Source organism: Actinacidiphila acididurans, from assembly GCF_016918855.1.
In the GTDB taxonomy this organism is placed as follows: domain Bacteria; phylum Actinomycetota; class Actinomycetes; order Streptomycetales; family Streptomycetaceae; genus Actinacidiphila; species Actinacidiphila acididurans.
Window position 1 is genome coordinate 77,703 of the sequence record NZ_JADKYB010000021.1, and the last position, 23,880, is coordinate 101,582.

Annotated in this window: 22 protein-coding genes and 3 tRNA genes; 16 read left to right on the forward strand and 9 right to left on the reverse strand. The window is 71.8% G+C overall.

The window, feature by feature from the left end; genetic code table 11:
• Positions 1-103: 103 nt before the first annotated feature.
• Positions 104-1,441, forward strand: coding sequence for a YncE family protein (locus tag ITX44_RS31105; RefSeq protein ID WP_205361425.1), 1,338 nt, complete (start codon positions 104-106; stop codon positions 1,439-1,441).
• An 86-nt stretch (positions 1,442-1,527) separates the two neighbouring features.
• Here the strand turns inward: ITX44_RS31105 and ITX44_RS31110 are convergent, their stop codons facing one another.
• Positions 1,528-2,415, reverse strand: a complete 888-nt coding sequence (locus ITX44_RS31110; RefSeq protein WP_205361426.1) for a helix-turn-helix domain-containing protein — start codon at positions 2,413-2,415, stop codon at positions 1,528-1,530.
• A 159-nt stretch (positions 2,416-2,574) separates the two neighbouring features.
• Between ITX44_RS31110 and ITX44_RS31115 the strand changes: the two genes are divergently transcribed.
• On the forward strand, positions 2,575-3,300 hold the full coding sequence (locus ITX44_RS31115) for an alpha/beta fold hydrolase (RefSeq protein WP_205361427.1): 726 nt from the start codon (positions 2,575-2,577) through the stop codon (positions 3,298-3,300).
• Positions 3,301-3,349: 49 nt separating this feature from the next.
• Here the strand turns inward: ITX44_RS31115 and ITX44_RS31120 are convergent, their stop codons facing one another.
• Complete coding sequence (locus ITX44_RS31120; protein ID WP_205361429.1) at positions 3,350-4,069, reverse strand: SDR family NAD(P)-dependent oxidoreductase; 720 nt, start codon at positions 4,067-4,069, stop codon at positions 3,350-3,352.
• A gap of 95 nt (positions 4,070-4,164) precedes the next feature.
• On the opposite strand from ITX44_RS31120, the gene ITX44_RS31125 reads away from it, so the two are divergent.
• Positions 4,165-4,974: a helix-turn-helix transcriptional regulator gene (locus ITX44_RS31125; RefSeq protein WP_205361431.1), complete on the forward strand. Its 810-nt coding sequence runs from the start codon at positions 4,165-4,167 to the stop codon at positions 4,972-4,974.
• A gap of 34 nt (positions 4,975-5,008) precedes the next feature.
• On the forward strand, positions 5,009-5,911 hold the full coding sequence (locus ITX44_RS31130; protein ID WP_236062036.1) for an aminoglycoside phosphotransferase family protein: 903 nt from the start codon (positions 5,009-5,011) through the stop codon (positions 5,909-5,911).
• A 19-nt stretch (positions 5,912-5,930) separates the two neighbouring features.
• On the opposite strand, the gene ITX44_RS31135 is transcribed toward ITX44_RS31130, so the two are convergent.
• Together ITX44_RS31135 and ITX44_RS31140 are read right to left on the reverse strand one after the other, a co-directional pair.
• Complete coding sequence (locus ITX44_RS31135; protein ID WP_205361433.1) at positions 5,931-6,620, reverse strand: class I SAM-dependent methyltransferase; 690 nt, start codon at positions 6,618-6,620, stop codon at positions 5,931-5,933.
• Positions 6,621-6,721: 101 nt separating this feature from the next.
• Positions 6,722-7,183: a glycine-rich domain-containing protein gene (locus tag ITX44_RS31140; protein WP_205361435.1), complete on the reverse strand. Its 462-nt coding sequence runs from the start codon at positions 7,181-7,183 to the stop codon at positions 6,722-6,724.
• Between the two features lie 189 nt (positions 7,184-7,372).
• Between ITX44_RS31140 and ITX44_RS31145 the strand changes: the two genes are divergently transcribed.
• Positions 7,373-8,656 carry a helix-turn-helix domain-containing protein gene (locus ITX44_RS31145; RefSeq protein WP_205361437.1) on the forward strand — a complete coding sequence of 428 codons (1,284 nt, stop codon included), beginning with the start codon at positions 7,373-7,375 and terminating at the stop codon, positions 8,654-8,656.
• 75 nt (positions 8,657-8,731) lie between these two features.
• Here ITX44_RS31145 and ITX44_RS31150 read toward each other — a convergent pair whose 3' ends face one another.
• The gene (locus ITX44_RS31150; RefSeq protein ID WP_307795583.1) at positions 8,732-9,772 is read right to left on the reverse strand and encodes a glycosyl hydrolase; all 1,041 of its coding nucleotides are present in this window, start codon (positions 9,770-9,772) and stop codon (positions 8,732-8,734) included.
• A gap of 269 nt (positions 9,773-10,041) precedes the next feature.
• On the opposite strand from ITX44_RS31150, the gene ITX44_RS31155 reads away from it, so the two are divergent.
• The gene (locus ITX44_RS31155; RefSeq protein ID WP_205361441.1) at positions 10,042-11,223 is read left to right on the forward strand and encodes a hypothetical protein; all 1,182 of its coding nucleotides are present in this window, start codon (positions 10,042-10,044) and stop codon (positions 11,221-11,223) included.
• A gap of 17 nt (positions 11,224-11,240) precedes the next feature.
• Here ITX44_RS31155 and ITX44_RS31160 read toward each other — a convergent pair whose 3' ends face one another.
• The 3 genes from ITX44_RS31160 to ITX44_RS31170 are packed head-to-tail and all read right to left on the reverse strand — an operon-like array spanning position 11,241 to position 12,542.
• On the reverse strand, positions 11,241-11,432 hold the full coding sequence (locus tag ITX44_RS31160) for a hypothetical protein (RefSeq protein WP_205361443.1): 192 nt from the start codon (positions 11,430-11,432) through the stop codon (positions 11,241-11,243).
• Positions 11,433-11,490: 58 nt separating this feature from the next.
• A complete protein-coding gene (locus ITX44_RS31165; RefSeq protein ID WP_205361445.1) occupies positions 11,491-11,682 on the reverse strand; it encodes a hypothetical protein in 192 nt (63 codons plus the stop codon).
• A gap of 8 nt (positions 11,683-11,690) precedes the next feature.
• Positions 11,691-12,542, reverse strand: coding sequence for a helix-turn-helix domain-containing protein (locus ITX44_RS31170; RefSeq protein ID WP_205361447.1), 852 nt, complete (start codon positions 12,540-12,542; stop codon positions 11,691-11,693).
• A 285-nt stretch (positions 12,543-12,827) separates the two neighbouring features.
• On the opposite strand from ITX44_RS31170, the gene ITX44_RS31175 reads away from it, so the two are divergent.
• From ITX44_RS31175 to polX, 4 genes are read left to right on the forward strand one after another with little or no spacing between them, the layout of a single operon-like run.
• Positions 12,828-13,259: an ATP-binding protein gene (locus ITX44_RS31175; RefSeq protein WP_205361449.1), complete on the forward strand. Its 432-nt coding sequence runs from the start codon at positions 12,828-12,830 to the stop codon at positions 13,257-13,259.
• Positions 13,256-13,639 carry a DUF433 domain-containing protein gene (locus ITX44_RS31180; protein ID WP_205361451.1) on the forward strand — a complete coding sequence of 128 codons (384 nt, stop codon included), beginning with the start codon at positions 13,256-13,258 and terminating at the stop codon, positions 13,637-13,639. Before ITX44_RS31175 ends, ITX44_RS31180 begins: the two co-directional genes overlap by 4 nt.
• 20 nt (positions 13,640-13,659) lie before the next feature.
• Positions 13,660-13,857, forward strand: coding sequence for a hypothetical protein (locus tag ITX44_RS31185; RefSeq protein WP_205361453.1), 198 nt, complete (start codon positions 13,660-13,662; stop codon positions 13,855-13,857).
• Positions 13,858-13,866: 9 nt separating this feature from the next.
• Positions 13,867-15,627: a DNA polymerase/3'-5' exonuclease PolX gene (gene polX, locus ITX44_RS31190; RefSeq protein WP_205361455.1), complete on the forward strand. Its 1,761-nt coding sequence runs from the start codon at positions 13,867-13,869 to the stop codon at positions 15,625-15,627.
• 30 nt (positions 15,628-15,657) lie between these two features.
• Here polX and ITX44_RS31195 read toward each other — a convergent pair whose 3' ends face one another.
• Entirely contained in the window at positions 15,658-16,776 is a 1,119-nt protein-coding gene (locus ITX44_RS31195; RefSeq protein WP_205361457.1) for a CapA family protein, read from the reverse strand.
• A 341-nt stretch (positions 16,777-17,117) separates the two neighbouring features.
• Between ITX44_RS31195 and ITX44_RS31200 the strand changes: the two genes are divergently transcribed.
• The 6 genes from ITX44_RS31200 (at position 17,118) to ITX44_RS31225 (ending at position 23,646) form a co-directional block, all read left to right on the forward strand.
• A complete protein-coding gene (locus ITX44_RS31200) occupies positions 17,118-17,402 on the forward strand; it encodes an antibiotic biosynthesis monooxygenase family protein (protein ID WP_205361459.1) in 285 nt (94 codons plus the stop codon).
• A gap of 53 nt (positions 17,403-17,455) precedes the next feature.
• Positions 17,456-18,952 (forward strand): amidohydrolase, encoded by a 1,497-nt coding sequence (locus tag ITX44_RS31205; protein ID WP_307795579.1) that lies wholly within the window; start codon positions 17,456-17,458, stop codon positions 18,950-18,952.
• Positions 18,953-19,173: 221 nt separating this feature from the next.
• Positions 19,174-19,248 (forward strand) — tRNA-Asp (locus ITX44_RS31210).
• Between the two features lie 4 nt (positions 19,249-19,252).
• Positions 19,253-19,326, forward strand: a tRNA-Phe gene (locus ITX44_RS31215).
• Positions 19,327-19,542: 216 nt separating this feature from the next.
• Positions 19,543-23,517, forward strand: a complete 3,975-nt coding sequence (gene hrpA, locus ITX44_RS31220) for an ATP-dependent RNA helicase HrpA (protein WP_205361463.1) — start codon at positions 19,543-19,545, stop codon at positions 23,515-23,517.
• A gap of 54 nt (positions 23,518-23,571) precedes the next feature.
• Positions 23,572-23,646 (forward strand) — tRNA-Asp (locus ITX44_RS31225).
• The last annotated feature ends 234 nt before the right edge of the window (positions 23,647-23,880 follow it).

A 23,880-nucleotide genomic window follows, 5' to 3' on the forward strand; every position in this document is an offset into this window, starting at 1 on the left:
GCGGCCGCGTCGTACACGGAGCGTGAGTGTCAGTGCCGCGTGATTCTCTCGACTCCGCACTCACTCGAGTGCACACAAGTCTTTTTTTGTTGACGGGAGTTCCATGCGCACCAAGCCTTCGCCGACCGCCGTCGCCGCGGCGGTCGCGGCCGGGTTCGCGGCCTGCGTCGCCGGCCCCGCCGCCGGCGCCCAGGCGGCCACCGGGACGGTTCCGCTGCCGATCGCGCACTACTCGCACATGCTGGTCGACCCGGCTCACCACCACCTGTTCATCAGCAGTGGGACCGGCTACAGCAGCATCCTGGTCACCGACTTCTCCGGGCAGACGGTCGCGACCATCGCCAACGAGCCCGGCGCCACCGGCCTCGCGCTCTCCGCGGACGGCGGCACCGTCTACGCGGCGCTCGCGAACGGCGACGCGGTCTCCGCCATCAGCACCGGCACCCTCACCGAGACCACCCGCTACGCCACGGGCGCGGGCACCAAGCCGACGTATGTCGCCTGGACCAGCGGCAGGATCTGGTTCGGCTACGGCGGAGCCGCCCAGGGCGGGATCGGCTCGATCGACCCCGGCACCAGCCCGGCCGCCGTCACCCTGCGAGCCACTCCGGAAAGCTGGTACTCCGCTCCCATGGTGACCGCCACACCGAGCGGTGACCTGGTGGCCGGCGAGCCCGGGCAGAGCCCGGTGCAACTGGCGACCTACGACGTCTCGTCGGGCAGCGCCGACGTGCTCGCCCCGCAGACGTACCTGTTCGACGCCAGCACCCTGGACTCCTTCCAGGTGACCCCGGACGGCAAGGACGTGGTGATGGCCAGCGGCTCTCCGTACTACCACCAGGTGTACCGGATTGCCGACCTCTCGGCGGACGGGACGTATCCCACCACCGCCTACCCGAACTCCGTGTCCGTCTCCGGCGACGGCTCCGTCGCCGCCGGCGTGACCATGAGCGGCAACGAGGTCTTCGTGTTCGCCCCGGGCGGCAGTACGCCCCTGAACACCTACACCTTCTCGGGGTGGCTCGCCAACGACGGGGTCGCCTTCGCCCCGGACGGCAGCGAACTGTTCGCGGTCACAGCGAACGCCTTCGGTGACACACCCTCGCTGAACATCATCCAGAGCCCCGAGGCGGTCGCCTCGACCCTCGGCCTGACCGGCCCGGCCACGGCCAAGCCCGGCCAGACCGTCACCCTTTCCGGCACCCTCGGCGGGCCCTCCGCCTCTGTCGGCGGCCGGACCCTGCACGTCACCCGTACCGACACCGCCGACCCGAGCGGCGTCGCGCTGCCCGACGTCACCACGGCCGCGGACGGGTCCTTCTCGATCGGCGACACCCTGTCCAAGCAGACGCGCGGCACCGTGACGTACACGGTGACGTACGACGGCGACGTGCACCTGACGTCCGCCACCGCGAGCGCCTCGCTGACGGTCGGCCGCTGAGCCGGCGCAGCGCCCGACCACCTGAGCGTCGGAGTACGTGAGCGCGTGAGTACCTGAGCGAGTGAGTACCTGAGCGCGTGAGCGCCTTACGCACCGCCCGTGGCCGGCCCGGCATGCCGGCCACGGGCGGTGTCGCGTGCCAACCCTGGCACAGGAGGCCGGGCGGTGGAGGCCAGGAGGGCCAGTCTTTCGGCGCTGTCGCTGCCCGGGTCGGGGTGGTAGACGACGAGTTTCTGGCCCGGCGCGCCGCCGATGGCCAGCCGTTCGCGGTTCAGGCTGAGTGGGCCGACCTGGGGGTGGTCGATGTACTTGGCCGCGCCCTCGCAGACCGCCACGTCGTGCCGGGCCCACAGCCGGGCGAACCGGGGGCTGGCCAGGGACAGCTCGCCGACCAGCTCGATGAAGCGGGGGTCGTCCGTGTCGGTGCCGACGGACTCGCGGAAGCCGGCGACCATGCCCGCGCCGGCCTTCTCCCAGTCCGGGTGAAGGGCCTGCTCGGCGGGGTCGAGGAACAGGTCGCGCAGGCGGTTGCCCCCCACTGCCAGGCGCGGCGACAGCGCGGTCGCCAGGGCGTTGGCGGCCAGGACGTCGAAGTAGCGGCCCTCGACCACCGCGGGCAGCGAGAGCGTGTCGACGAGCTTGGCCACGCCCGGCGGGACGGTTTCCTTACGGCCGCGGCGCCGGCGCCGGCGGGGCCGGTCGGCGCCCAGGCGCAGCAGATACGCGGTCGCGTCCTCGTCGAGCAGCAGCACGCGCGCGAGGGCTTCGAGGACCTGCGGGGAGGGGTTGCGGTCCCGGCCCTGCTCCAGCCGCAGGTAGTAGTCGGCGCTGATGCCGGCGAGCATCGCCACCTCTTCCCGGCGCAGGCCCGCCACGCGCCGCACCCCCAGGACGGGGATGCCGGCCTGCTGCGGAGTGACCAGCTCACGGCGGGCGCGGACGAATTCGCCCAGCCGGTTCGGTTCGTCGGTCATCCAGCCACGGTAATCCGCACGCCGCGCACGTGCCTGGTCCTGTCACTCCCAGGGGCGCGAACCCCCGGGGACGCGGGGGCCCTGGCCGGTGCGCAGGCCCGGGAGCAGCGTGGTCGGCGCAACGCGGGGGAGCACGGACCTACAGCGAGGAGCGCAACCATGTCGACGTATCTGCTGGTGCACGGGGCCTGGCACAGCGGGCAGTGCTGGGATCGGGTGGTCCCGCTGCTGGCCTCCGCCGGGCACCGGGTGCTCGCGCCGTCGCTGACCGGCCACGGCGACAAGGCCCACCTGCTCGGCCCGGAGGTCGGCCTCGACACGCACACCGACGACATCGTCGACCTGATCACCGGGCAGGACCTCACGGACGTGATCCTCGTCGGCCACAGCTACGCGGGCCTGGTCGTATCCGCCGCCGCCAACCGGATTCCGGACCGGATCGCCGGGCTGGTCTACCTCGACGCGATGGTCCCGGTGGACGGCGAGAGCGCGGTCGACGTCATGCCCGTGACCCAGCTCCTGATCGACCAGGCCGCGGCCGCCGGCACCGGCTGGCGCATCCCGCCGCTGCCCGAGCTGCCGCCGCCCGGCGGCCTGTTCGGGATCACCGACCCGGCGGACATCGCCTGGGTGCGCTCGATGCTCTCCGACCAGTCGGTGCGCTGCCTCCAGCAGCCGGTCCGCCTGGACAACCCGGCCGCCGACACGATCCCGCGCACCCACATCCACTGCACGGTGGGCAGGCCGGACAACTTCCACCGCCGCCCCGTCCCCCCGGTCCAGCCCAACGGCACCCCGGCCCAGGTCCGGGAACTGGCCGCGGGCCACGACTGCATGGTCACGGCCCCGGCCGCGCTCGCGGAGCTGCTGCTCAAGGTGGGGTGAGGTATCGGGGCTGGGGGCGCGGGTGGGGGCTCGCCCCGGACCTCGGCGGCTACCAGGGCACTGGCGTCCCGTCCCAGTTGACGAAGGTCCCGGACGGCCCGTCGTCGGGCAGCAGGGCCAGCCGGACCGCCGCCTCCGCGGCCTCGCCGGGGTCCCCGCCGCCCGCCGCAGCGGCGGCGTTCAGGGCGGTCCGGCGCAGGCCGGGGGCCAGCGCGTTGACCTTGATCCCGTCCTCGGCCAGGCTCTGCGCGTACATCACGGTCAGCGCGTTCAGCGCGGCCTTGGAGGAGCGGTACGAGGCGAAGGCGCCGCGGTAGGCGGCCATCTGGTCGGCGGCCCAGGCCAGCGACGCCGTACCGCTGGAGATGTTGACGATCCGCGGGTTCGCGGAGCGCCGCAGCGCCGGCAGCAGCGCGTTGGTGACCGCGACCGGGCCGAAGACGTTCGTCCCGTAGATCCGGCGGAAGTCGGCGACGTCCTCGTCCTGCGCGAGCCTGGGCTCGTTCGACGAGATCCCGGCGTTGTTGACCAGGATGTCGAGGGCGTCCAGGGCGTCGATACGTTCCGCCGCCGCGGCGACACTCTCCGCGTCGGTGACGTCCAGGAGAAGCGGCCGGGCGCCGCCCCCGATCTCGGCGGCGGCCTCCTCGGCGCGCGCCCCGCTGCGTGAGCCCACGTACACGGTCAGTCCCCGCTGGACCAGCTGACGTGCGATTTCCTTGCCGATGCCCGAGCTGGCCCCGGTGACCAAGGCGATGGAGAAGTTCATACCTCCAGCGTCGCGCCCGCTCCCCCGCGCTTCCAGGGACAATCGATACCACGCACCTGTGGGGACCGGCGGCGGAGAAAGGCGGACCGAGAGGGATGGCACGAGAGGAACTCGCCCGCTTCCTGCGCGACCGGCGGGCCGGCCTGCGCCCCGACCACGTCGCCCTGCCCGCGGGCCCCGGGCGCCGCACTCCGGGCCTGCGCCGCGAGGAGGTCGCCGAGCTGGCCCACATGTCCACCGACTACTACGTCCGGCTGGAACAGGCCCGCGGCCCGCGGCCCTCCGCCCGGATCCTCGACGGCCTCGCCGAGGCCCTCCTCCTGGCCCCCGCCGAACGCACCCACCTCTTCCGGCTGGCCGGCGTCGTCCCGGAACCCCCGGCCGGCCCCCCGCGCCGGGTCCGCCCGCACGTCACCGCGCTCCTGCACCGGCTGCCCGCGACCGCCGCCGTCGTGACCTCGGCCGATTACGAGGTGCTCGCCTGGAATCCGCTGGCCGACGCCCTCCTCGGCGGCCTCGCGGCAAATCCGAACCTGGCCCGCCGCCGCTTCCTGCTCCGCGAGCCCGTCCTGACCTGCGGCCACGAGGACTTCGCCGCATTCGTCGTCTGGCGCCTGCGGGCCGCCGCCGACCGCTACCCCCACGACGCCGAGCTCACCTCGCTGCTGCGCGAACTCCACGACGGCAGCGCCGAGTTCCGCGCGACCTGGGCCGCCAACCCGGTCCGCGCCCCCGGCCACCGCACCAAGACCATGACCCACCCCGACCTCGGCCCCCTCCGTATCAACTGCGACATCCTCACCGTCCCCGAGGACGACCAGCAGGTCGTCCTGATGACCGCCGACCCCGGCACCTCCACGGCCGACGCCTTCCTGCACCTGGCCGCCGCCGGACAATCCGTTTGACCTCTGCCGAGGTCCGGCGGTCGGATGACCCGCCATGAGCACCGAGCCGATGCACCCCGGCACGCACCCGGTCGACGACCACCTCGTACGGCGGCTGGTCGCGGCGCAGTTCCCGCAGTGGGCGCAGCTGCCGGTGACGCGGTGGCCGTCCGGCGGCACGGTCAACGCCATGTACCGGCTCGGCGACGCCATGGTCGTCCGGCTGCCGCTGCTCGCGGGCGGGGCCGCGGACGTGGCGGCGGAACAGAAGTGGCTGCCCCGCCTGGCCCCCCTCCTACCCACGGCCGTCCCCCACGTACTCGGGGCCGGCCGGCCCGCCGAGGGCTGTCCCTGGCCGTGGTCGGTGTACCGCTGGCTGCCCGGCGAGCACCCCCGGGCCGGCGCACTGACCGAACCCGTACGGCTCGCCCAGGACCTCGCCGAATTCGTGACCGCGATGCGCGGCATCACCCTCCCCGGAGCCCCGCGCGCCTACCGCGGCGGCTCCCTCGCCCTGCTCGACGCGTCCACCCGGGCCGCCATCGAGCAACTGCGCGCCCTCCCGGAGGAGAACGTCGACGGCGATGCCGTCTCCGCCGTGTGGGACCAGGCACTGCGCACGGCCGGCCCGAACGAGCCGCCGCCCGTCTGGCTCCACGCCGACCTGATGCCGGGCAACCTCCTGATCACCGACGGCCGGCTCTCCTCGGTGATCGACTTCGGCTGCATGGGCACCGGCGACCCCGCCTGCGACCTCTTCCCGGCCTGGAACCTGCTCCCGCCCCACGCACGCGCCGTCTTCCGCGCCCTGCTCGACGTCGACGACCCGACCTGGCTCCGCGCCCGCGCCCGCACCCTCTCCCATGCCCTGATCGCCCTCCCCTACTACCGCACCACCAATCCCCCGATGGCGACCAACGCCCGCCACGTCATCCACGCGGTCCTGGAAGAGGTTTGAGGCCCGGCGTCAGAGCAGGTCATTCACCCCGGAACCCGGTCACCAGCAAGGTGTCGGCGTCCCTCACCCCTTCACCGGAGCCGGGCAGTACCTCGCAGCCGACCCCCGTCAGCCCGGCCTCCCCCAGCAACTCGGCCCACACCTCTTCCCGCAGCACCCACCGCGCCATCGTCGCCGCCTCCCCGTCCGGCCGCCTGGCCGAGACGTGCGCCGGCCCGACCTCGTCCCGCGCGGGGGCGCCTCCCAGGTAATGGGCAAGCGTGGCGAACACCAGCCGTCCCCCGGGCTTCAGCGCAGCACAGGCCGCCGGCAACAACTCGTACGGGTCGGTGAAGTCGACGGCCCCGAACACGCTGTACAGCACGTCGTATTCACCGACCGAGCCGTGCAAGTGGGCCACGGCATCCGCATGCACCAGCCGCAACCGGGGCGCGAGATCCCCGTAGAGGTCGCCGGCCATCGCATGCTGAGCGGCCGACCCGTCCACCGCGTCGACCCGGGCCACCGGATACCGGCTGGCCAGATACGCAGCGTCCCGCCCGGCCCCGGCCCCCAAATCCCCGACCCGCCGCCCCTCCAGGTCCCCCAGCACTTCCGCCCCGGGCCCGCCCCTCTGACTCCACGTCCAACGGAAAGCCTCGGGCACAGCCCGGTCAGTCACAGCGCGCCTGCGCCCGTAGTGGTACCAGAGATCCTCGGCAACGGTCACCGCCCCATCCTGCCGAGGACGAGCAGCCAGCGAGCCGGTTCAGCCCGATCTCACCCGACTGCACCGCGGGGGACGCCCGCGGTGCCATGTTCGGGAAAAGGTCAGTGGGCGTCGTTGCCGGGGTGGCACGGGCCGCAGTCGGCGGCATCCGTCCACAGCGACAGGTCGAGGTCCCAGCCGTCGGCGGCGATGCGGGTGGCGGTCTTCATCACCGACCCGTCGTTCTTGAACTCGACCTTCGGCACGTGGTGGAGGAAACGCCCACCGTTGTGCCGCTCGCACAGCTCCGCGTACGCCACGGTGTCGAGGATGATCGTGTGCACGCCGATGTCGACCAGCGTGCTCGGGGCGAGCCCCAGCTTCTCACCGCGGTGGTTCATCGCGGTCAGCAGATAGGCGTAGGCCTGGCCGAGGACGCGGGCGGCCATGACCGAGTCGTAAGGGTAGTCCCGCATCAGGAGCCCGACCTGCTTGTCCCACAAGTCGGCCGGTACGGCCTCACGCGGGGAGCGGGTCGGACCCGCCGCCGGTGCGGTGACCGGAAACGTGGCTGCGGTTGTCATGGTGCGTGCCTCCGATGGACGGTGCCCCGCGGATCGGGGCGGTGCATCCACAACACCGCACCTGTCAGGCGACGGGTGATCAACTCTCGTCCTCTGCAAGGCATTTGCACATCCTGCAATGGATCTGGACCGCTCCATCCATCCCTCATATCGTGGAAGGCCCCGGTTTGTGCAGCGCGGGAGGGTTCTGTGCCCGTGGATCCGCTGTGGAGCAGCACCGAAGTGCGCCAGTTGGCGGCCCAGCGCCGCCCGGGCGCGCTGATCCGCCTCGCCCGCGAGCACCGCGCCTGGACCCTGGCGGACCTCGGCAGTCATATCGGGTGCTCCCCTGCCACCGTCTCCCGGCTGGAGCGGAGCCCCCGCATCGTCGACCTTGCTCTGATGTACCGTGCCGCGGCAGCGGTAGGTGTGCCCGAACACATCCTGGTGACATCCCTCGCGCCAGCCCCCGCCACGGTCCGGCCGCCCACTACAGTGGCCGCCATTCCGCGTGACGCCGAGGAGGACCCCATGCGCCGCCGCACTCTGCTCACTGCCGCTGCGGCCACGGGGCCGACTGCCCTGCTGACCGGACTGGACCAGGCCCTCGCCGATACCCCCGCGCCGACAAACGTCGGACCACTGGAAGTCCGCCTGGCCACCGCTCGGATGCTCTACGACCACGGCGCCCACCGTCGGCTGCTCGCGGCACTGCCCGGCCTCATCGGTGACGGTCACGCCGCTGCTGCGTCCCGACGCGAACTCGACCAGGCCCGGCTCTCCACCATTTACAGTTTGGCCGCCGCCGTGCTCAGCAAGATCGGTTCGTACGAACAAGCACGGCTCACCGCCGACCGTGCCCGCACCTGGGCCGAAATCTCCAGCTCGCCACTCGCCGCGGCCGCCGCGGCTCGGGAACTGGCCATCGTCTTGCGCCACCAGGAGCAAGGGGCTGCCGCCCAGCACCTGATGACCACGGCCGCCGCCGACGTGGAAGCCACCGGCTTGCGCACCGGCGGCGCGGCAGCCGCTTACGCCCAGATGCTGTGCACCCTCGCCTACACCGCCGCCCGCGCCGGCCGGCGCAGCGAGGCCCTGGCGATGACCGAGGAGGCCCACCGCGCCGGTCACCGGCTGCCACAGGTCGCGCCGACCGGCCGCTTGTTCTCCATCACCCCGGCAGCAGTCGACCTCTACGCCGTGGGGGTGCACTGGGCGCTCGGCGACGCGGGCGCCGCCCTGGAGGCCGGGAAGAACCTGCGCGCAGAGCAGTTCGCCACGCCCGAACGACGTGCCCGAATGAACACCGATCTCGCCCGGGCCTGGTGGGCGTGGAATCGGCCCGAGCAGACCGCCCACGCCTTGCTCGCCGCTTACCGCGCCAGCCCCGCGGAGGTCCGTGACCGCCGAGCCATCCGAAGCCTCGTGGAAGAACTGGCCGTTCGATACCCACGCACCGTCGGTGTCCCCGCACTGCGCACCGCACTGGGCTGACGTAACGGCCGCAGGCCGCCCCTCCCCCGGGGCCCTCGGCCTGTCGCCGGAGCGCGTCGGAGGTGGGGCGGGGCGTTACGAGATGGCGGCAGCCCAGTTGGCGGTCATCGCGTACTTCTCCAGGGTGCTGACCGGGCGCCAGCGCGGGGAGGCGATGTTGGGCTGGGAGAGGGCGGCTCGCTCGCCGGCCTGGGCGCTGCTCGGGGTGGCCAGTCGCCAGTCCGGCTGGGTGGTGTTGGGCACCACCTCGTCGTACCAGACGAGGGCGTAGAGCCCGTCGCTCTTCGCCGCGGTCAGCGCCGCGCCCAGCCAGGCGCCGCGGCCGGAGGTCATCAGCCCCGACGCCGTCTCGGCGAGGACGGCGGGCCGCCCCTCGTCGAAGCCGCGCACGTAGGTCAGCATGTCCTTGTAGCGGTACCGGTCCCCCGGGCACCAACTCGCCTTCGTGCACCAGTCGTACGCGTCGATGCCCACGTAGTTGACGTACGCGGCGCCCGGCCAGGCCGTCTTCAGACTCGACGTCGTACCCGAGTACCCGACCGTCCACGTGAACATCGCGTTGGTGCCCGTGTACTGGCGCACGATCCGGAAGACGCGCCGCCAAGCGGCGTACATCGCCTGCGGAGTGTTGCCGGGCTTGCCCAGGCTGTACGACTCCCACTGCGTGTTGAACTCGGCGAACGGCCGGAAGTAGAAGGGGTGCCCGTAGCTGGCCAGCGACTTCGCGTAGCTGATGATCTGGGCGTCCGCGGCGCCGTTCTTGATGTCGGTCAGCGTCCCCGGCGGCGACCACGCGATCATCGGGATGGCCCCCGCGGCCCGCGAGGCCGTCATCTGGGACGTGTTGACCGACCAGGACGACTGCGCCCCGAACCAGGAATCTATGCCCGGGGCCAGCCCCGCGTACGTCCCGCTCGCCGTGTCAGCGGCGACACTGCCCGCTTCGATCCCCCAGATCACCGGCCTTGCCGTTGTTGTTGTCCTGCTGGAATACGCGCCCACCACCAACGCGGAGACGGGCCGTGTCGTCGTGCCGGTGGATGCGTCCGCAGTGGGCGCGACCGCCATGGCTGTCGCCAGTGCCACCCCCGCGGCTGCGCCGAGCAGCTTGAACACCCGCAATCGATCCCCCCCTTGCCCAGCCCGCCCCAAGGGCCGGCCCCCCGACAAACGAGCCGGTGCTTCATTGCCCCCGACCCAGAGGGGGAAGACTAGCGCCCGCCACCGGCCACCCAGCTCCCGGGTCCGTGCGACCAGCGATCCCGGCGCAAGTCCGTTCACCATGCAGCCAGATCGCCGCCGCGGCGACGCAAGTTTGCCCCTTTACGGTCGGGAGCCGACTCGGCGGACAGGATCCGTCCCCGGGCGGACCACATGGAGCCAGCATGGAAGGTTTCACCAGAAGGACATTCATCGGCGGACTCGCTCTGGCCGGCGCGGCCGCGGCGGTACCCGCGGTCGCGGCACCCGCGCAAGCGGCCACCGCGGCGGCATCCCCGCCGGAGATCGAGACGTGGCAGCTGATCGGCAAGGACGTGTTCACCGGCGACGCCCAGGGTTCCCGCACCCAGGGCGTCACCACCGACGGCACTCACTGGTACTTCTCCAGCAGCAACGGGCTGGAGATCACCGACATGCAGTACAACACCGTCCTCAAGACCGCACCGGCGATTCCGCCCGCGTTGGCCAACCCCTCGCCGCTCGCCTACAAGGGCCTGAACCACATCGGCGACATGGACTACGCCGACGGCAGCCTCTACATCGCCCTCGACAGCAGCGCGTCCGACCCGGGCAGTCCCCACGAGTACCAATACGAGTACAACACGCCGGTGTTCGCCCGCTACACCGCCGCCGATCTGGCCTTCTCCGGGCAGGCCGCCGCCCTGAACCCGGCGAACCGGGAGCACGACATCGCGAGCTGGGTGGCCGTCGACGCCCGGCAGGGCCTCGCGTACGGCATGACCTATGCGAACGCGACCCAAATCGCGGTCTACAACCTGCCCGACTTCACGTTCAGCAGATACATCCCGATATCGCAGCCCATCGACCAGGCCCAGGGCGGCAAGGTCCACGACGGCTGGATGTACTTCTCCTGCGACGACGCGGCGAAGAACATCTACCGCGCCAACCTGACGACCGGCGAAGTCCAGCTGCTCTTCAATCTCCTGCTGCCCTACCCCCAGGAGGTCGAAGGCCTGGCGTTCCTGGAGACACCGGACGGCCTGACGCTCAACATCCTCAACCGGGAGCTGCCCGATCCGAACGGCCCCAGCAACGTCACCTTCTACCACTATCTGCTGCAGGTGCCGGGCACGCCGGTCATCGACGGCCCGCCGCGGGTCGGCGGGTACGTGACGGCCGACCCGGGCAAGTGGACCCCGGACGCGACGTTCGAGTACCAGTGGCTCGCCAACGGCAAGCCGGTGGCCGGCGCCACCGGGACCCGGTTCCACCTCCTCGGCACGTACCTCGGCGACGCGGTGACCGTCCAGGTGACCGGCACGTGGTCCGACGGAACGTCCCGGACCGTCGAGTCCGCGCCGGCGCGGGTCCGGCCCGCCGCCTAACCCCTGCCCGCGCGCGGCTAGAGCAGATGGTCGGCCTTGCCCGCCTTGATGTCCCGGATCAGGGCGCGCAGGGCCGCCACGGAATCCGTGAGGTAGCGGTCCTCCTCGCCGTCCACGGCTATGTAGGCGTTGCCGTCCGAGTCGGTACCGAAGCGGAAGCAGTTGCTGGCGTCCTGGCAGAAGGGGGCTTCCCAGGTGATGTCGGGCATGGCGTCTCCGTACGCGTTTGACTCGCTTCACGGAATACGTACCCAGACTCGACACCACCTACAGCAGGTGGTCGGCCTTCCCAGCCTTGATGTCGCGGATGAGGGTGCGCAGGGCTTCCGCGGAATCGGTGAGGTAGTGGTCCTCCTGGCCGTCAACGGCTATGTAGGCCTTGCCGTCGGAGTCGGTGCCGAAGCGGAAGCAGTTGTTGCCTTCGGCACAGAAGGGGGCTTCCCAAATGATCTCGGGCATGAGGATTCCTAGAGTTGGCGGGCTACAGCGTGAATGAAGTCGCGGGATGCCTCCGGCGTCAAGGAGGCATCGGCCATCCAGTCCAGATGTGCTCGGTACTTGGCGAGTTGGGCCGCCGCGTGGGTGAACTCGGGACCGTGGGCTGAGTCGAGCTGAACCGTGTCGAGTTGGGCGACCTCGCCCTCGGCGTAAAGCATGGCGTGGCCCGCACCCGGAAAGCCGCCGCATTCCACGGGGACGACGCAGAGAGTCACGTTGTCCCGCTCCGACTCGGCGCACAGGTGATCGAGCTGCACCTGAGTGACCTTGCGCCCGCCGAACTGCATCCGGAGAGCGGCCTCGTGGATGTAGGCGACGTAGGGGAGCGTCTTGTCGTCGTAGAGGACGCGCTGCCGTTGCATGCGGTGGGCGACCCGCAGTTCGACTTCTAGGCGGGACATCGGGGGAAGCCCGGCCCCGAAGACCGCTCGTGCGTAGTCCTCGGTGTGAAGCAGCCCCGGCAGGTGAACGATCTGCGCCGTGCAAAGGCGCGTCGCGTGCCATTCCAGCTCGGCGATGTCGAGGAGGCCCGGGGGCAGGGTGCCGCGGTACTCGTCCCACCAGCCGCCGCCGCGTTCCTCTGCCATGGCCGCCAGTGCCCGGATGTACGCCTCGTCAGAGCAGTCGTAGTTGATGGCCAGCGTACGGACGCGGTCGGCGCTCGCGATGCGCGTGCCCGCCTCCATGTTGGAGATCTTCGACCGGTCGAGCCCCAGCAGGCCAGCCGCGTATTCGGTAGTGGCCCCCGCGGCGACGCGGAGCTTGCGCAACTCGGCTCCGAGGCGCCGCTGCCGCTCCGTGGGTGCGCTTCGCGTCGACATCCCGTTTCCCCTCCGGCTGGTCGGAATCAGTGTGCCCGGCCTCGTGGTCCGGGCCCAACCCGTACGTGGCAATTTGCCGTGGAACTTGTGGCGGTCAGCCCGGGCAGCACGCTACCGTAGTAGCGCGCAGTTACGCACCGGACACCAGCCGGAAGCGCACCGCGCGGGCGTGCCCGTTTGCCCTGGGACGGGGGCGCCCGCGATCAGGGCGGCGAGCCACCGGCGGGCGGACGTACATCGGCGTGCCCTCGGAGAGAATCCGCACCTTGGCCAAGGAGTTGAGCCATGCCCGAACAAGAGATCAACGTGCCGCTCGTACCGGCGCACTGGACGTTTCCGGCGCACCCTTCGTCCGTAGGGCGGGCCCGCAAAGCGCTCGGCGAGGTGCTGCCCGAGCCGTGTTCGGCGAGGTTCGCCGAGGAGCTGACCCTCATTGCGTCGGAGTTGGTCACGAACGCGCTGCGGCACGGTGCCCGGGGGAAGGTGGAGGAGGTCGTGGAGCTGATCGCCTGGCCGGCGGACGGGCACTACTGGCTGGCCGTCAGCGACCCCGGCGACACCCGCCCCACCCTCCTCCCGGCGAACCCGGGGGCGCTGGGCGGCCGCGGCCTGTTCCTGGTCGACGCCCTCGCCGCCGCCTGGACCGTCCGCCCCCGCGCGACGCGCGGCAAATCGGTGGTGGCGGGGCTGCGGCTGGACCAAGGGGGCCGAGGATGACCAGGACGGAGTTCGGCGCCGGACTGCTGACCTGCGTGGAGATGGCCCCGCACCAAAACACTGCGTACTGCGCGCCGCACGAGAAAGTGCAGGTCGTGTTCGACCCCCGCTTCGGCCGCGGCCTGCCCGTCATCGCGGCCAACCGCGTCCCCGTACGGACACTGCTCGATCTGTCGGCAGCCGGGGAGTCCGCCGAAGCCATCGCCTACGAGTACGACATGGAGCCCGGGCAGGTCGCAGCCCTCTGCCAGGGCGTGATGTCCGCGGCCAAGCGCCTGCCGACGCGATACGACAATATGAGCCCGACAGCACGGCCCCGCTGCTGGACGTCCTGCTCGCCACCTTTCCGTGGACCCACACCCTCCCCCACTCCGACCTGAGCATGTTCGCCGGAGAGCTGATGGACACCGTGCGCGCAGCCGGTTCCGCGGACGACGGCGCCCCCGTCGCGCAGATGCTCACCGCGTGGCAGCACACCGCCGAGGTGTACGCCGACCCGGAACTGCTGGCCGCTCTGCGCCGGGCCCACAACCATCGGCACTCCCACCCGGCGAACCCCCGACCGCCCGGAAAGGCCAAATCGCCCACCCCCAACTAAAATGGGAGCGTGGCCCGGCGGAATGAAGAGGTCGAGGCCGTACTGCAGGAGTACGCGGACCTCATCGCGATCACCCGCGGCGATGCGTTCAAGGCGCGGGCGTACGAGAAGGCTGCGCGGGCAGTGGGCGGGTACGCCCAGGACGTGTCGCGGTTGACACCGGAGGAGCTGCGCGGGATTCCGGGGGTCGGAAAATCGATCGCGGAGAAGGTCGCGGAGTATTTGCGCACCGGCAGCGTGGAGGTCGTGGAGGAGCGGCGGGCGATGATCCCGGCCGGGGTCAGGGAACTGATCACGATCCCCACGCTCGGGCCGAAGAAGGCGATGACCCTCTACGAGGACCTGCACATCTCGTCGGTGGAGGAGCTGGCGAACGCGATCGAGTCGGAGCGGCTGCGCGGCCTGAAGGGGTTCGGGCCGAAGACCGAGGAGAACATCCTGCACGGCATCGCGCTGCTCCAGCAGGCCGGCGACCGGATCGACGTGCACACCGCGATGACGGTCGCCGAGGAAGTGGTGGCGGGCCTGTCGAGCATCCGCGGCTGCGAGAGCTGTACGTTCGCGGGATCGCTGCGCCGTATGCGGGAGACGATCGGCGACATCGACGTGCTGGTCGCCGCCCGGGACTCCGCGAAGTTCATGACCGCGCTCACCGAACTCCCGGCCACCGCCGAGGTGATCGCGCACGGCGAGAAGAAGACCTCGATCCGTACGACCAAGGGCCTCCAGGTCGACCTGCGGGTGCTGCCGCCCGACTCCTGGGGTGCGGGCCTGCAGTACTTCACCGGCTCCAAGGCACACAACATCCGCACCCGCACGATGGCGGTCCGGGCCGGCCTGAAGCTCTCGGAGTACGGGCTCTTCGAGGTGCCTGAGAAGCCGAAGAAGGGCGCGAAGGCCCCCAAGGAAGAGGGCAGACTCGTCGCATCCCGCACCGAGGACGAGGTGTACGACCGGCTCGGCCTGCCCTGGATCCCGCCGGCCCTGCGCGAGGACCGCGGCGAGATCGAGGCCGCACTCGGCGACGGGCTGCCGGACGTGATCACCGAGCACGACATCCGCGGCGACCTGCACACCCACACGAGCCTGACGGACGGCCTGGCGCCGCTCGCCGAGATGGCCGAGGCCGCCGCCGCCCGCGGGTACGCGTACTACGCGGTCACCGATCACGCGCCCGACCTCTACATGGAGCAGATGACCGACGCGAAGGCGCTGGCCCAGCGCGAGGAAGTACGCAGGCTCGACGGCACCTTCCACCGCATGCGCCTGCTGCACGGCACCGAGCTGAACATCGGACCGGACGGCGAGGTCGACTGGCCCGCCGACTTCCTGGCCGGCTTCGACCTGTGCGTCGCATCCGTCCACTCGCACTTCGGGCTGAGCCGCTCCGCGATGACCAAGCGCTTCATACGCGCCTGCGAGAACCCGTACGTCAACGTCATCGGCCACCCCACCACCCGCATGATCGGCCGCCGGCCCGGCGTCGACGCCGACTGGGACGAGGTCTTCGCCGCCTGCGCCCGCACCGGCACCGCCCTCGAGGTCAACGCCCAGCCCGACCGCCTCGACCTGCGCGACGAGGACATCCTCCGCGCCAAGCAACTCGGCGCGAAGTTCGTCATCGACACCGACGCCCACTCCGTCCCCCACCTCGCCTTCCTCCGCTACGGCGTCGGCACCGCCCAACGCGGCTGGCTCACCAAGGACGACGTCGTCAACACCTGGCCCCTGACTAAGCTCCGCCGTTTCCTGCGCGCCAAGCGCCCGTAGGGCTCCGCCCTCCGCTGAGCCGAAGGACAGCTACTCCGCCCGCAAGGCCAAAGAACCGTCCTCCCCGACCTCCACCTTCACCCCGAGGTCGTGCCCCTGCGCGTCGAGGACATCGCGCAGCCACTCCACGTCCGCGCCGGAGGCGTACCGCAACCGCATGCGGTGGGCCTGGAAGAGGACGAGCCGGGCGCCGGGGCCGGTGAGGCGGCCGGTGGACGGGTCGAGGGTGACGAGATAGGCCGCACGCAGGTCGTCGCGGTAGCGCTCGTAGCCGGTGATCCCCTCGTAGTCGTCGATGAAGTCGCCGCAGCCGTAGAGGACGAGCTTGCCGCGGTGGATGCCGGCCGGGCGCGGGTGGTGGGAGGAGTGGCCGTGGACGAGGTCGGCGCCGCCGTCGATCAGCGCCCGGGCGAACCGCACTTCGTCGCCTTCCACGTCGTAGCCCCAGTTGGCGCCCCAATGCACGGAGACCACCACGATGTCGCCGGGGTGCTTGACCTGGCGGATGCGGTCGGTGAGGCAGGAGGCTGCGGCAGCAGAGGGGCCGGGCACGAAGGCGATGCCGGGATGGTCGTCGGTGGCCGTCCACTCGTACGGGATGCCGCTGGACCGCATGCCGATCGCGAAGACCAGCAGGCGGCCGCCGCCGGGGAGGGGGACGACCGCGGGGCGGCGGGCGGCCTCGGCGTCGGGGCCGGCGCCCGCGGACCGCAGCCGTACGTCGGAGAGCACGGCCAGGGTCTCGCGCAGCCCGGCGGGGCCGAAGTCCAGGACGTGATTGTTGGACAGTACGCACACGTCGGGGTGCGCGACGGTCAGGGACGGCAGGTTGCCCGGGTTCATCCGGTAGTGCACGGCCTTGCCCGGGGCGAAGTCGGGGCTGCGGGTGACGCCGGTCTCCAGGTTGAGGATCCGCGCGTCGGGCCGGGCCCGCTCCAGCATCCGCAGCGCGTCGCCCCACGGCCACGCGAACCCGGCCCGCCGCGGAATGCGCCCGTGCGCCTCCTCGGCCAGTTCCACATACCCGCGGGCGTCCCGTACGTACGCCTCGTGCAGCTCCGGATCCCCGGGCGACGGCAGGATCTGGTCGACCCCGCGGCCGAGCATCACGTCACCGCAGAGGAACAGGGTCACCGGCGTCGCGCCCATATGTTCAGCGTAGGCGCGCTCCCCCCGCGGGGCCCCTCAAGGGATCCCGGCCCGGACGCTGTGCCCGCACGGTGGTGCCCAAAATGCGCCCCCGGCGCACTGAACGGCGCCCGGGCCGGCCCGAGCCGTACGGCCCCGGGCCCCACGAAGGCCGCCGTACCGGACCGCGGCGACCGGTGGCGACCGCACCCGTACCGACGCCCCACGGAACCGTGACCGGACCGGCGTCCCCGCCGCCGTACGCGGCCCCCCGCTGCTCGGTACGGCCCGCGCTCCACGAAGCCCGCGCCTCCCGGCCCGCACCCACTTCCCGCCCCGCGACGGCCCGTTACCCTCGGCCCATGATTACCGAGATCGCCGATCTGCCCGTCACCCCCGGCCGCGAGGACGCCTTCGCCGCCGCCTACGCCGAGGGCCTGCCCTTCCTGAGCGCGGCCCCCGGCTTCCGGGCCGCCCGCCTGGTGCGCGGCGTCGAGTCGCCGTCCCGATTCGTGGCCATCGTCGAGTGGGAGTCAGCCGACGCCCACCGCGCCTACACCCAGTCCGAGGGGTTCGCCCGCTTCGGCGCCCTGATCGGCGACTTCTTCGCGGACACACCGATGGTGGAGCACTTCACCGAGTCCTGAGCGGGGCATGACCCCGAGGGGGTACGACATCGGCGCGGGTGAAGGGGACGGACGTGCTGCTGCGGAACGTGCGGATCGGTGCCGGGGAGCCGGTGCAGGTGGCCGTCGAGGGCGGGCTGATCACCGCGATCGAGCCGCTGACGACAGGGGCGACGGGAAGAAGCCACCGTCCCGGCCCCGGCCTCGATCCCAGCGTCGGCGAGGTCGTGGAATGCGGCGGCCGCACCCTGCTGCCGGGCCTGTGGGACGCCCACGTACACCTCGGGCAGTGGGCGGCGGCCCGGCGCCGGGTGGACCTGACGGGCACGGGGTCGGCCCGGGAGGCGGCGGCCGCGATGGCGCGGGCCGCGGACCGCACCCCGCAGGGCGAACCGCTGATCGGATTCGGGTTCCGGGACGCCCTGTGGCCCGACGCGATGGCACCGGATCTGCTGGAGTGGCCGGACCGGGCGCCCCGAGTCGTCGCGCTGATCAGCAACGACCTGCACACCGCCTGGCTGAACCGGGAGGCGCTGGCCGCGCTGGGGCTGGCCGGCCACCCGGACGGGGTGCTGCGGGAGGAGCCGGTGCTGGACGCGGCGGCCCGGCTCGGGCGGGCCACGCCCGAGGTCCGCGACCGGTGGGTGCGGGAGGCGGTACGCGAGGCCGCCCGCCGGGGCGTGACCGGCGTCATGGAGTTCGAGTACGCCGACAACCTGGCGGACTGGACCCGCCGGGCGGCCGCCTGGCCCGGCGGGCTGCCGCTGCGGGTGGCCGCCACGGTCTACCCGGACGCGCTGGAGCGGGCGATCGCGGCCGGCCGGCGCACCGGCGAGCCGGTACCGGGCACGGGCGGCCTGCTCACCACCGGCCCGCTCAAGCTCTTCGTGGACGGCTCGCTGAACACCCGCACCGCCCTGTGCCACGAGCCGTACCCGGCGACCGGCGGCCACGGGACGCTCCAGACGGAGCCGGAGGAGCTGGTGGCGCTGATGGTCCGGGCCGCCGCCCACGGCATCCGCAGCGCCGTGCACGCCATCGGCGACCGCGCGGGCACCATCGCGCTGGACGCCTTCGACCGGGTGCCGGGCCCGGGCCGGATCGAGCACGCGCAACTGGTGGACCGCCGTGACCTGGCCCGCTACGCCCGGCCCGGCCTGGTGCTGGGCGTCCAGCCGGCGCACGCGGTGGACGACCGCGACGTCGCCGACCGGCACTGGAAGGGGCGTACCGATCGCGCCTTCGCCTACGCGGAGCTGCTGCGGGCCGGTGCGCGGCTGGAGTTCGGCTCCGACGCACCGGTCTCGCCGCTCGACCCGTGGGTGGGCATATCGGCGGCGGTGCACCGTACGGGCGCGGACGGCCGGCCCTCCTGGCACCCGGAACAGGCCGTCCCGCTCGGCCAGGCGCTGGCGGCCTCGGTACGGACCGAGGTGGCCGTCGGGGCGCCCGCCGACCTGGTGATCGCCGACGCCGACCCGGCCGCGGCCGACGGCCCCGCGGCGCTGGCCGCGACCCCGGTGGCGGGCACCCTGGTGGCCGGGCGGTGGACCCACCGGGACGGGCTCTGACCCGGCCGAACGGGTACGCGGACCGGCCGCGCCCCGCCTCGCCGTGGCGGGAGCGACCCCTCAGTTCTGATACGCTGATCCAGCGACAACGGCCCGCCGAAATGTCCGAAGGCTCACCGGAGAAACCCGGGATGGGCCGGACGGACGGAAGCGGCGGGAGGGGCGCAAATCCGTGCGAGACCACAGCGCGACATGTGCAAGACTGGTCCCGCACCACGCAAGGTCCTGTGGAGCAGTTTGGAGTGCTCGCCACCCTGTCAAGGTGGAGGCCGCGGGTTCAAATCCCGTCAGGACCGCTGCGGCTGGGTAGCTCAGTTGGTACGAGCGACCGCCTGAAAAGCGGTAGGTCGCCGGTTCGACCCCGGCCCCAGCCACCGCACGATGTAGGGCCCGCCACGCGCGGGCCCTATGTCGTTCCGGAACACTGGCGGCACCAGGGGCACCTCCGGGCACCTCGCCGCATTTCGGGACGCCTGCGGCCACATTCCCGGCGTCCCGCCCGCGGGCGATCCGGCCCGGGGTGTGATCTGCCGCGCCCCGCCCGAAATAGGTTCGCCGCCCGCCGGTCCGGATGCGATGCTGGACCGCGTATGTCTACCCAACCCTCCTCCTCCGCTGAGCTGGCCCGACGCCTGCCCTCGCTGACCCTGCGGGACGAGCAGCGCCTCGGTCGCCGGCTGGACGGTGTCCGGCGGATACGGAAACCCGAGGCGCGCGCCGCCGTCCTGGCCGAGATCGAGGCCGGGATCACCACTGCCGAGGAGCGGGTCGCCCGGCGCCGGTCGGCCGTGCCCGCGATCACGTATCCCCAGGCCCTGCCGGTCAGCCAGAAGAAGGACGAGATCCTGGCGGCCATCCGTGACCACCAGGTGGTGATCGTGGCCGGCGAGACCGGATCGGGCAAGACCACCCAGATCCCGAAGATCTGCCTGGAGCTCGGCCGGGGCGTGCGCGGCCTGATCGGGCACACCCAGCCGCGCCGGATCGCCGCCCGGACCGTGGCCGAGCGCATCGCCGAGGAGCTGACCACCCCGCTCGGCCAGGCGGTCGGCTGGAAGGTCCGCTTCACCGACCAGGTCAGCGACAGCACCCTGGTGAAGCTGATGACCGACGGCATCATGCTCGCCGAGATCCAGACCGACCGCGAGCTGCGCGCGTACGACACGATCATCATCGACGAGGCCCACGAGCGCAGCCTCAACATCGACTTCATCCTGGGCTACCTGGCCCAGCTGCTGCCCCGCCGCCCGGACCTGAAGGTCGTCATCACCTCGGCGACCATCGACCCCGAGCGCTTCTCCCGGCACTTCGGCGACGCCCCGATCGTGGAGGTCAGCGGGCGTACGTACCCGGTGGAGGTGCGCTACCGGCCGCTGCTGGACGAGGAGTCCGAGGATCCCGACCGCGACCAGATCACCGCGATCTGCGACGCGGTCGACGAGCTCCAGGCCGAGGGGCCCGGCGACATCCTGGTCTTCCTGTCCGGCGAGCGGGAGATCCGCGACACCGCCGACGCGCTGGGCAAGCGGAATCTGCGCCACACCGAGGTGCTGCCGCTGTACGCACGGCTGTCCTCGGCCGAGCAGCACCGGGTCTTCCAGCAGCACACCGGCCGCCGGGTCGTGCTGGCCACCAACGTCGCCGAGACGTCGCTGACGGTGCCCGGCATCCGGTACGTGATCGACCCGGGCACCGCCCGTATCTCCCGCTACAGCCACCGCACCAAGGTGCAGCGGCTGCCGATCGAGCGGATCAGCCAGGCCAGCGCCAACCAGCGCAAGGGCCGCTGCGGCCGTACCGCCGACGGCATCTGCATCCGGCTGTACGACGAGGCCGACTTCGTGTCCCGGCCGGAGTTCACCGACGCCGAGATCCTGCGCACCAACCTGGCCTCGGTCATCCTGCAGATGACCGCCGCGGGCCTGGGCGACATAGAGAAGTTCCCCTTCATCGACCCGCCGGACCGCCGCAACGTCAAGGACGGCGTGCAACTGCTGGAGGAGCTCGGCGCGCTGGACCCGCAGGCCAAGGACCCGCGGGCGCGGCTGACGCAGACCGGGCGGCGCCTCGCCCAGCTCCCGGTGGACCCGCGGCTGGCCCGGATGGTGCTGGAGGCGGACCGCAACGGCTGCGTGCGCGAGGTGATGGTGATCGCCGCCGCGCTGTCCATCCAGGACCCGCGGGAGCGGCCGGCGGACAAGCAGACCCAGGCCGACCAGCAGCACGCCAGGTTCCGCGACGAGAACAGCGACTTCCTGGCCTTCCTCAACCTGTGGCGCTACATCCGCGAGCGGCAGAAGGAGCTGTCCTCCTCCGCCTTCCGCCGGATGTGCCGCAACGAGTACCTGAACTACCTGCGGATCCGCGAGTGGCAGGACATCTACAGCCAACTGCGCACCATCGCCCAGCAGATGGACATCAAGACCGCCGAGCAGGACGCCGATCCGCAGCGCGTCCACCTGTCGCTGCTGGCCGGCCTGCTGTCGCACATCGGGCTGAAGAACACCGTCGCCGAGGGCGGCAAGGAGACCGCGCGGAACGAGTACCTGGGCGCCCGCAGCGCCAAGTTCGCGGTGTTCCCCGGCTCGGCGCTGTTCAAGAAGCCGCCGCGGTGGGTGATGTCGGCCGAGCTGGTGGAGACCTCGCGGCTGTGGGCGCGGGTCAACGCCCGCATCGAGCCGGAGTGGGTCGAGCCGCTGGCCGAGCACCTGGTCAAGCGCAGTTACAGCGAGCCGCACTGGGAGAAGGACCAGGCGGCGGTGATGGCGTACGAGCGGGTGACGCTGTACGGGATCCCGCTGGTGGCGCAGCGCAAGGTGAACTACGGGCGGATCGACCCGGAGGTCTCCCGCGAGCTGTTCATCCGCGGCGCCCTGGTCGAGGGCGACTGGCGCACCCACCACCAGTTCTTCCACGACAACCGCAAACTGCTGGGCGAGGTCGAGGAGTTGGAGCACCGCGCCCGGCGCCGCGACATCCTGGTCGACGACGAGACGCTGTTCGACTTCTACGACGCGCGGCTGCCCGAGCACGTGGTCTCCGGCGCCCACTTCGACTCCTGGTGGAAGCACAAGCGCCGCGAGGAGCCGGAGCTGCTCAACTTCGAGCAGTCGATGCTGATCAACGAGAACGCGGAGGCGGTCACCAAGGCCGACTACCCGGACTCCTGGCGGCAGGGCGCGCTGAAGTTCCGGGTCACCTACCAGTTCGAGCCGGGCACGGACGCGGACGGCGTGACCGTGCACATCCCCTTGCAGGTGCTCAACCAGGCGACGCCGGCCGGCTTCGACTGGCAGATCCCGGGCCTGCGCGAGGCCGTGGTCACCGAGCTGATCCGCTCGCTGCCCAAGGCGATCCGGCGCAATTACGTACCGGCGCCGAACTACGCCAAGCGGTTCCTGGACCTCGCGGTGGCCGGACCCGACCCCTTGCCGGCCGTGCTGGCGCGGGAGTTGCAGCGGATGGTCGGGGTGCCGGTCGCCGCGGAGGACTTCGACCTGGCGAAGGTGCCGGACCACCTGAAGGTCACCTTCCGGGTGGTGGACGAGCGGCGCCGTGCGATCGCCGAGGACAAGGACCTGGACGCGCTGAAGCTGCGGCTGAAGCCGAAGACCCGGGAGGCCATCACACGGGCCTTCGAGCGGTCCCCTGACGCCTCGCAGGCCGGCCTTGCGTCGGTGGAGCAGCGCACCGGGCTGACCGACTGGAGCGTGGGCACGCTGCCGCGCACCTTCGAGACGCGGCGGGCCGGGCAGCCGGTCAAGGCGTATCCGGCGCTGGTGGACGAGGGTTCCTCGGTGGCGGTGCGGCTGTTCGACACCGAGCTGGAGCAGGCCGAGGCGATGTGGCGCGGCACGCGCCGGCTGATCGTGCTCAACGTGCCCGTGAACCCGGCCAAGTTCGCTGCCGACCGGCTCACCAACCAGCAGAAGCTGGCCCTGTCCCGCAACCCGCACGGCAGCGTCCAGGCGCTGTTCGAGGACTGCGCGACCGCCGCCGCGGACCGGCTGATCGCCGAGCACGGCGGGCCGGCCTGGGACGAGGAGGCGTACCGCAAGCTGTACGACGCGGTGCGCGCGGACCTGGTGGAGCTGACCGGGCGGGCCGTCGAGCGGGTGCAGCAGGTGCTGGCCGCCTGGCAGTCCTGCGAGCGGCGGCTGGCGGCGACCAGGAGCCCGGCGCTGGTGGCCGGCCTGGCGGACGTGCGCGAGCAGCTGACCGCGCTGATCCACCCCGGCTTCGTCACCGAGACCGGGCTGCGGCGGCTGCCGGACCTGATGCGCTACCTGGTGGCCGTGGACCGGCGGCTCCAGCAGATGCCGCAGGGCGTCGAGCGGGACGCCACCCGCATGGCCAAGGTCCGGGAACTCCAGGCGGAGTACGCCGAGCTGCTGGCCGCCCAGCCGGCCGGGCGGCCGGTGCCGCCCGCGGTGCGGGACATCCGCTGGATGCTGGAGGAGCTGCGGGTCAGCTACTTCGCGCACGCGCTGGGCACGGCCTTCCCGGTCTCCGACAAGCGGGTGATGAAGGCGCTGGACGAGGGCTGGGCGGCCGTTCCGGCCTGACCTCGCAACGAGTTCGACCGCACCCCCTGACCTGCTGTACAGTCTTCCTCGCGAGGTCCTGTGGAGCAGTTTGGAGTGCTCGCCACCCTGTCAAGGTGGAGGCCGCGGGTTCAAATCCCGTCAGGACCGCAGTAATCGAAGGGCCCGACTCCCAACCGGAGTCGGGCCCTTCGGCGTTGGCGGACCGCGCACCGGCACCGGCCGGTTCCCGTGCCGCGACTGGGTCTGCTGAGGCGGGAGTTCCCTACCCCACCGGAGAGATCACCAGCAAGTCACCAGGCATGTGACGGGAGTCACCTAAATTCGCCCGGAACTCAGGGAACTTGAGGCTCTCCGGAAGGCCCTCGATTTAATATGTGCAAT

Excerpts from the sequence above, each read along its gene's own strand:
- ITX44_RS31105 (WP_205361425.1), top strand. The coding sequence starts at position 104 with ATGCGCACCAAGCCTTCGCCGACCGCCGTCGCCGCGGCGGTCGCGGCC.
- ITX44_RS31110 (WP_205361426.1), bottom strand. The coding sequence starts at position 2,415 with ATGACCGACGAACCGAACCGGCTGGGCGAATTCGTCCGCGCCCGCCGT.
- ITX44_RS31115 (WP_205361427.1), top strand. The coding sequence starts at position 2,575 with ATGTCGACGTATCTGCTGGTGCACGGGGCCTGGCACAGCGGGCAGTGC.
- ITX44_RS31120 (WP_205361429.1), bottom strand. The coding sequence starts at position 4,069 with ATGAACTTCTCCATCGCCTTGGTCACCGGGGCCAGCTCGGGCATCGGC.
- ITX44_RS31125 (WP_205361431.1), top strand. The coding sequence starts at position 4,165 with ATGGCACGAGAGGAACTCGCCCGCTTCCTGCGCGACCGGCGGGCCGGC.
- ITX44_RS31130 (WP_236062036.1), top strand. The coding sequence starts at position 5,009 with ATGAGCACCGAGCCGATGCACCCCGGCACGCACCCGGTCGACGACCAC.
- ITX44_RS31140 (WP_205361435.1), bottom strand. The coding sequence starts at position 7,183 with ATGACAACCGCAGCCACGTTTCCGGTCACCGCACCGGCGGCGGGTCCG.
- ITX44_RS31155 (WP_205361441.1), top strand. The coding sequence starts at position 10,042 with ATGGAAGGTTTCACCAGAAGGACATTCATCGGCGGACTCGCTCTGGCC.
- ITX44_RS31160 (WP_205361443.1), bottom strand. The coding sequence starts at position 11,432 with ATGCCCGACATCACCTGGGAAGCCCCCTTCTGCCAGGACGCCAGCAAC.
- ITX44_RS31165 (WP_205361445.1), bottom strand. The coding sequence starts at position 11,682 with ATGCCCGAGATCATTTGGGAAGCCCCCTTCTGTGCCGAAGGCAACAAC.
- ITX44_RS31170 (WP_205361447.1), bottom strand. The coding sequence starts at position 12,542 with ATGTCGACGCGAAGCGCACCCACGGAGCGGCAGCGGCGCCTCGGAGCC.
- ITX44_RS31175 (WP_205361449.1), top strand. The coding sequence starts at position 12,828 with ATGCCCGAACAAGAGATCAACGTGCCGCTCGTACCGGCGCACTGGACG.
- ITX44_RS31180 (WP_205361451.1), top strand. The coding sequence starts at position 13,256 with ATGACCAGGACGGAGTTCGGCGCCGGACTGCTGACCTGCGTGGAGATG.
- ITX44_RS31185 (WP_205361453.1), top strand. The coding sequence starts at position 13,660 with ATGGACACCGTGCGCGCAGCCGGTTCCGCGGACGACGGCGCCCCCGTC.
- ITX44_RS31195 (WP_205361457.1), bottom strand. The coding sequence starts at position 16,776 with ATGGGCGCGACGCCGGTGACCCTGTTCCTCTGCGGTGACGTGATGCTC.
- ITX44_RS31200 (WP_205361459.1), top strand. The coding sequence starts at position 17,118 with ATGATTACCGAGATCGCCGATCTGCCCGTCACCCCCGGCCGCGAGGAC.
- hrpA (WP_205361463.1), top strand. The coding sequence starts at position 19,543 with ATGTCTACCCAACCCTCCTCCTCCGCTGAGCTGGCCCGACGCCTGCCC.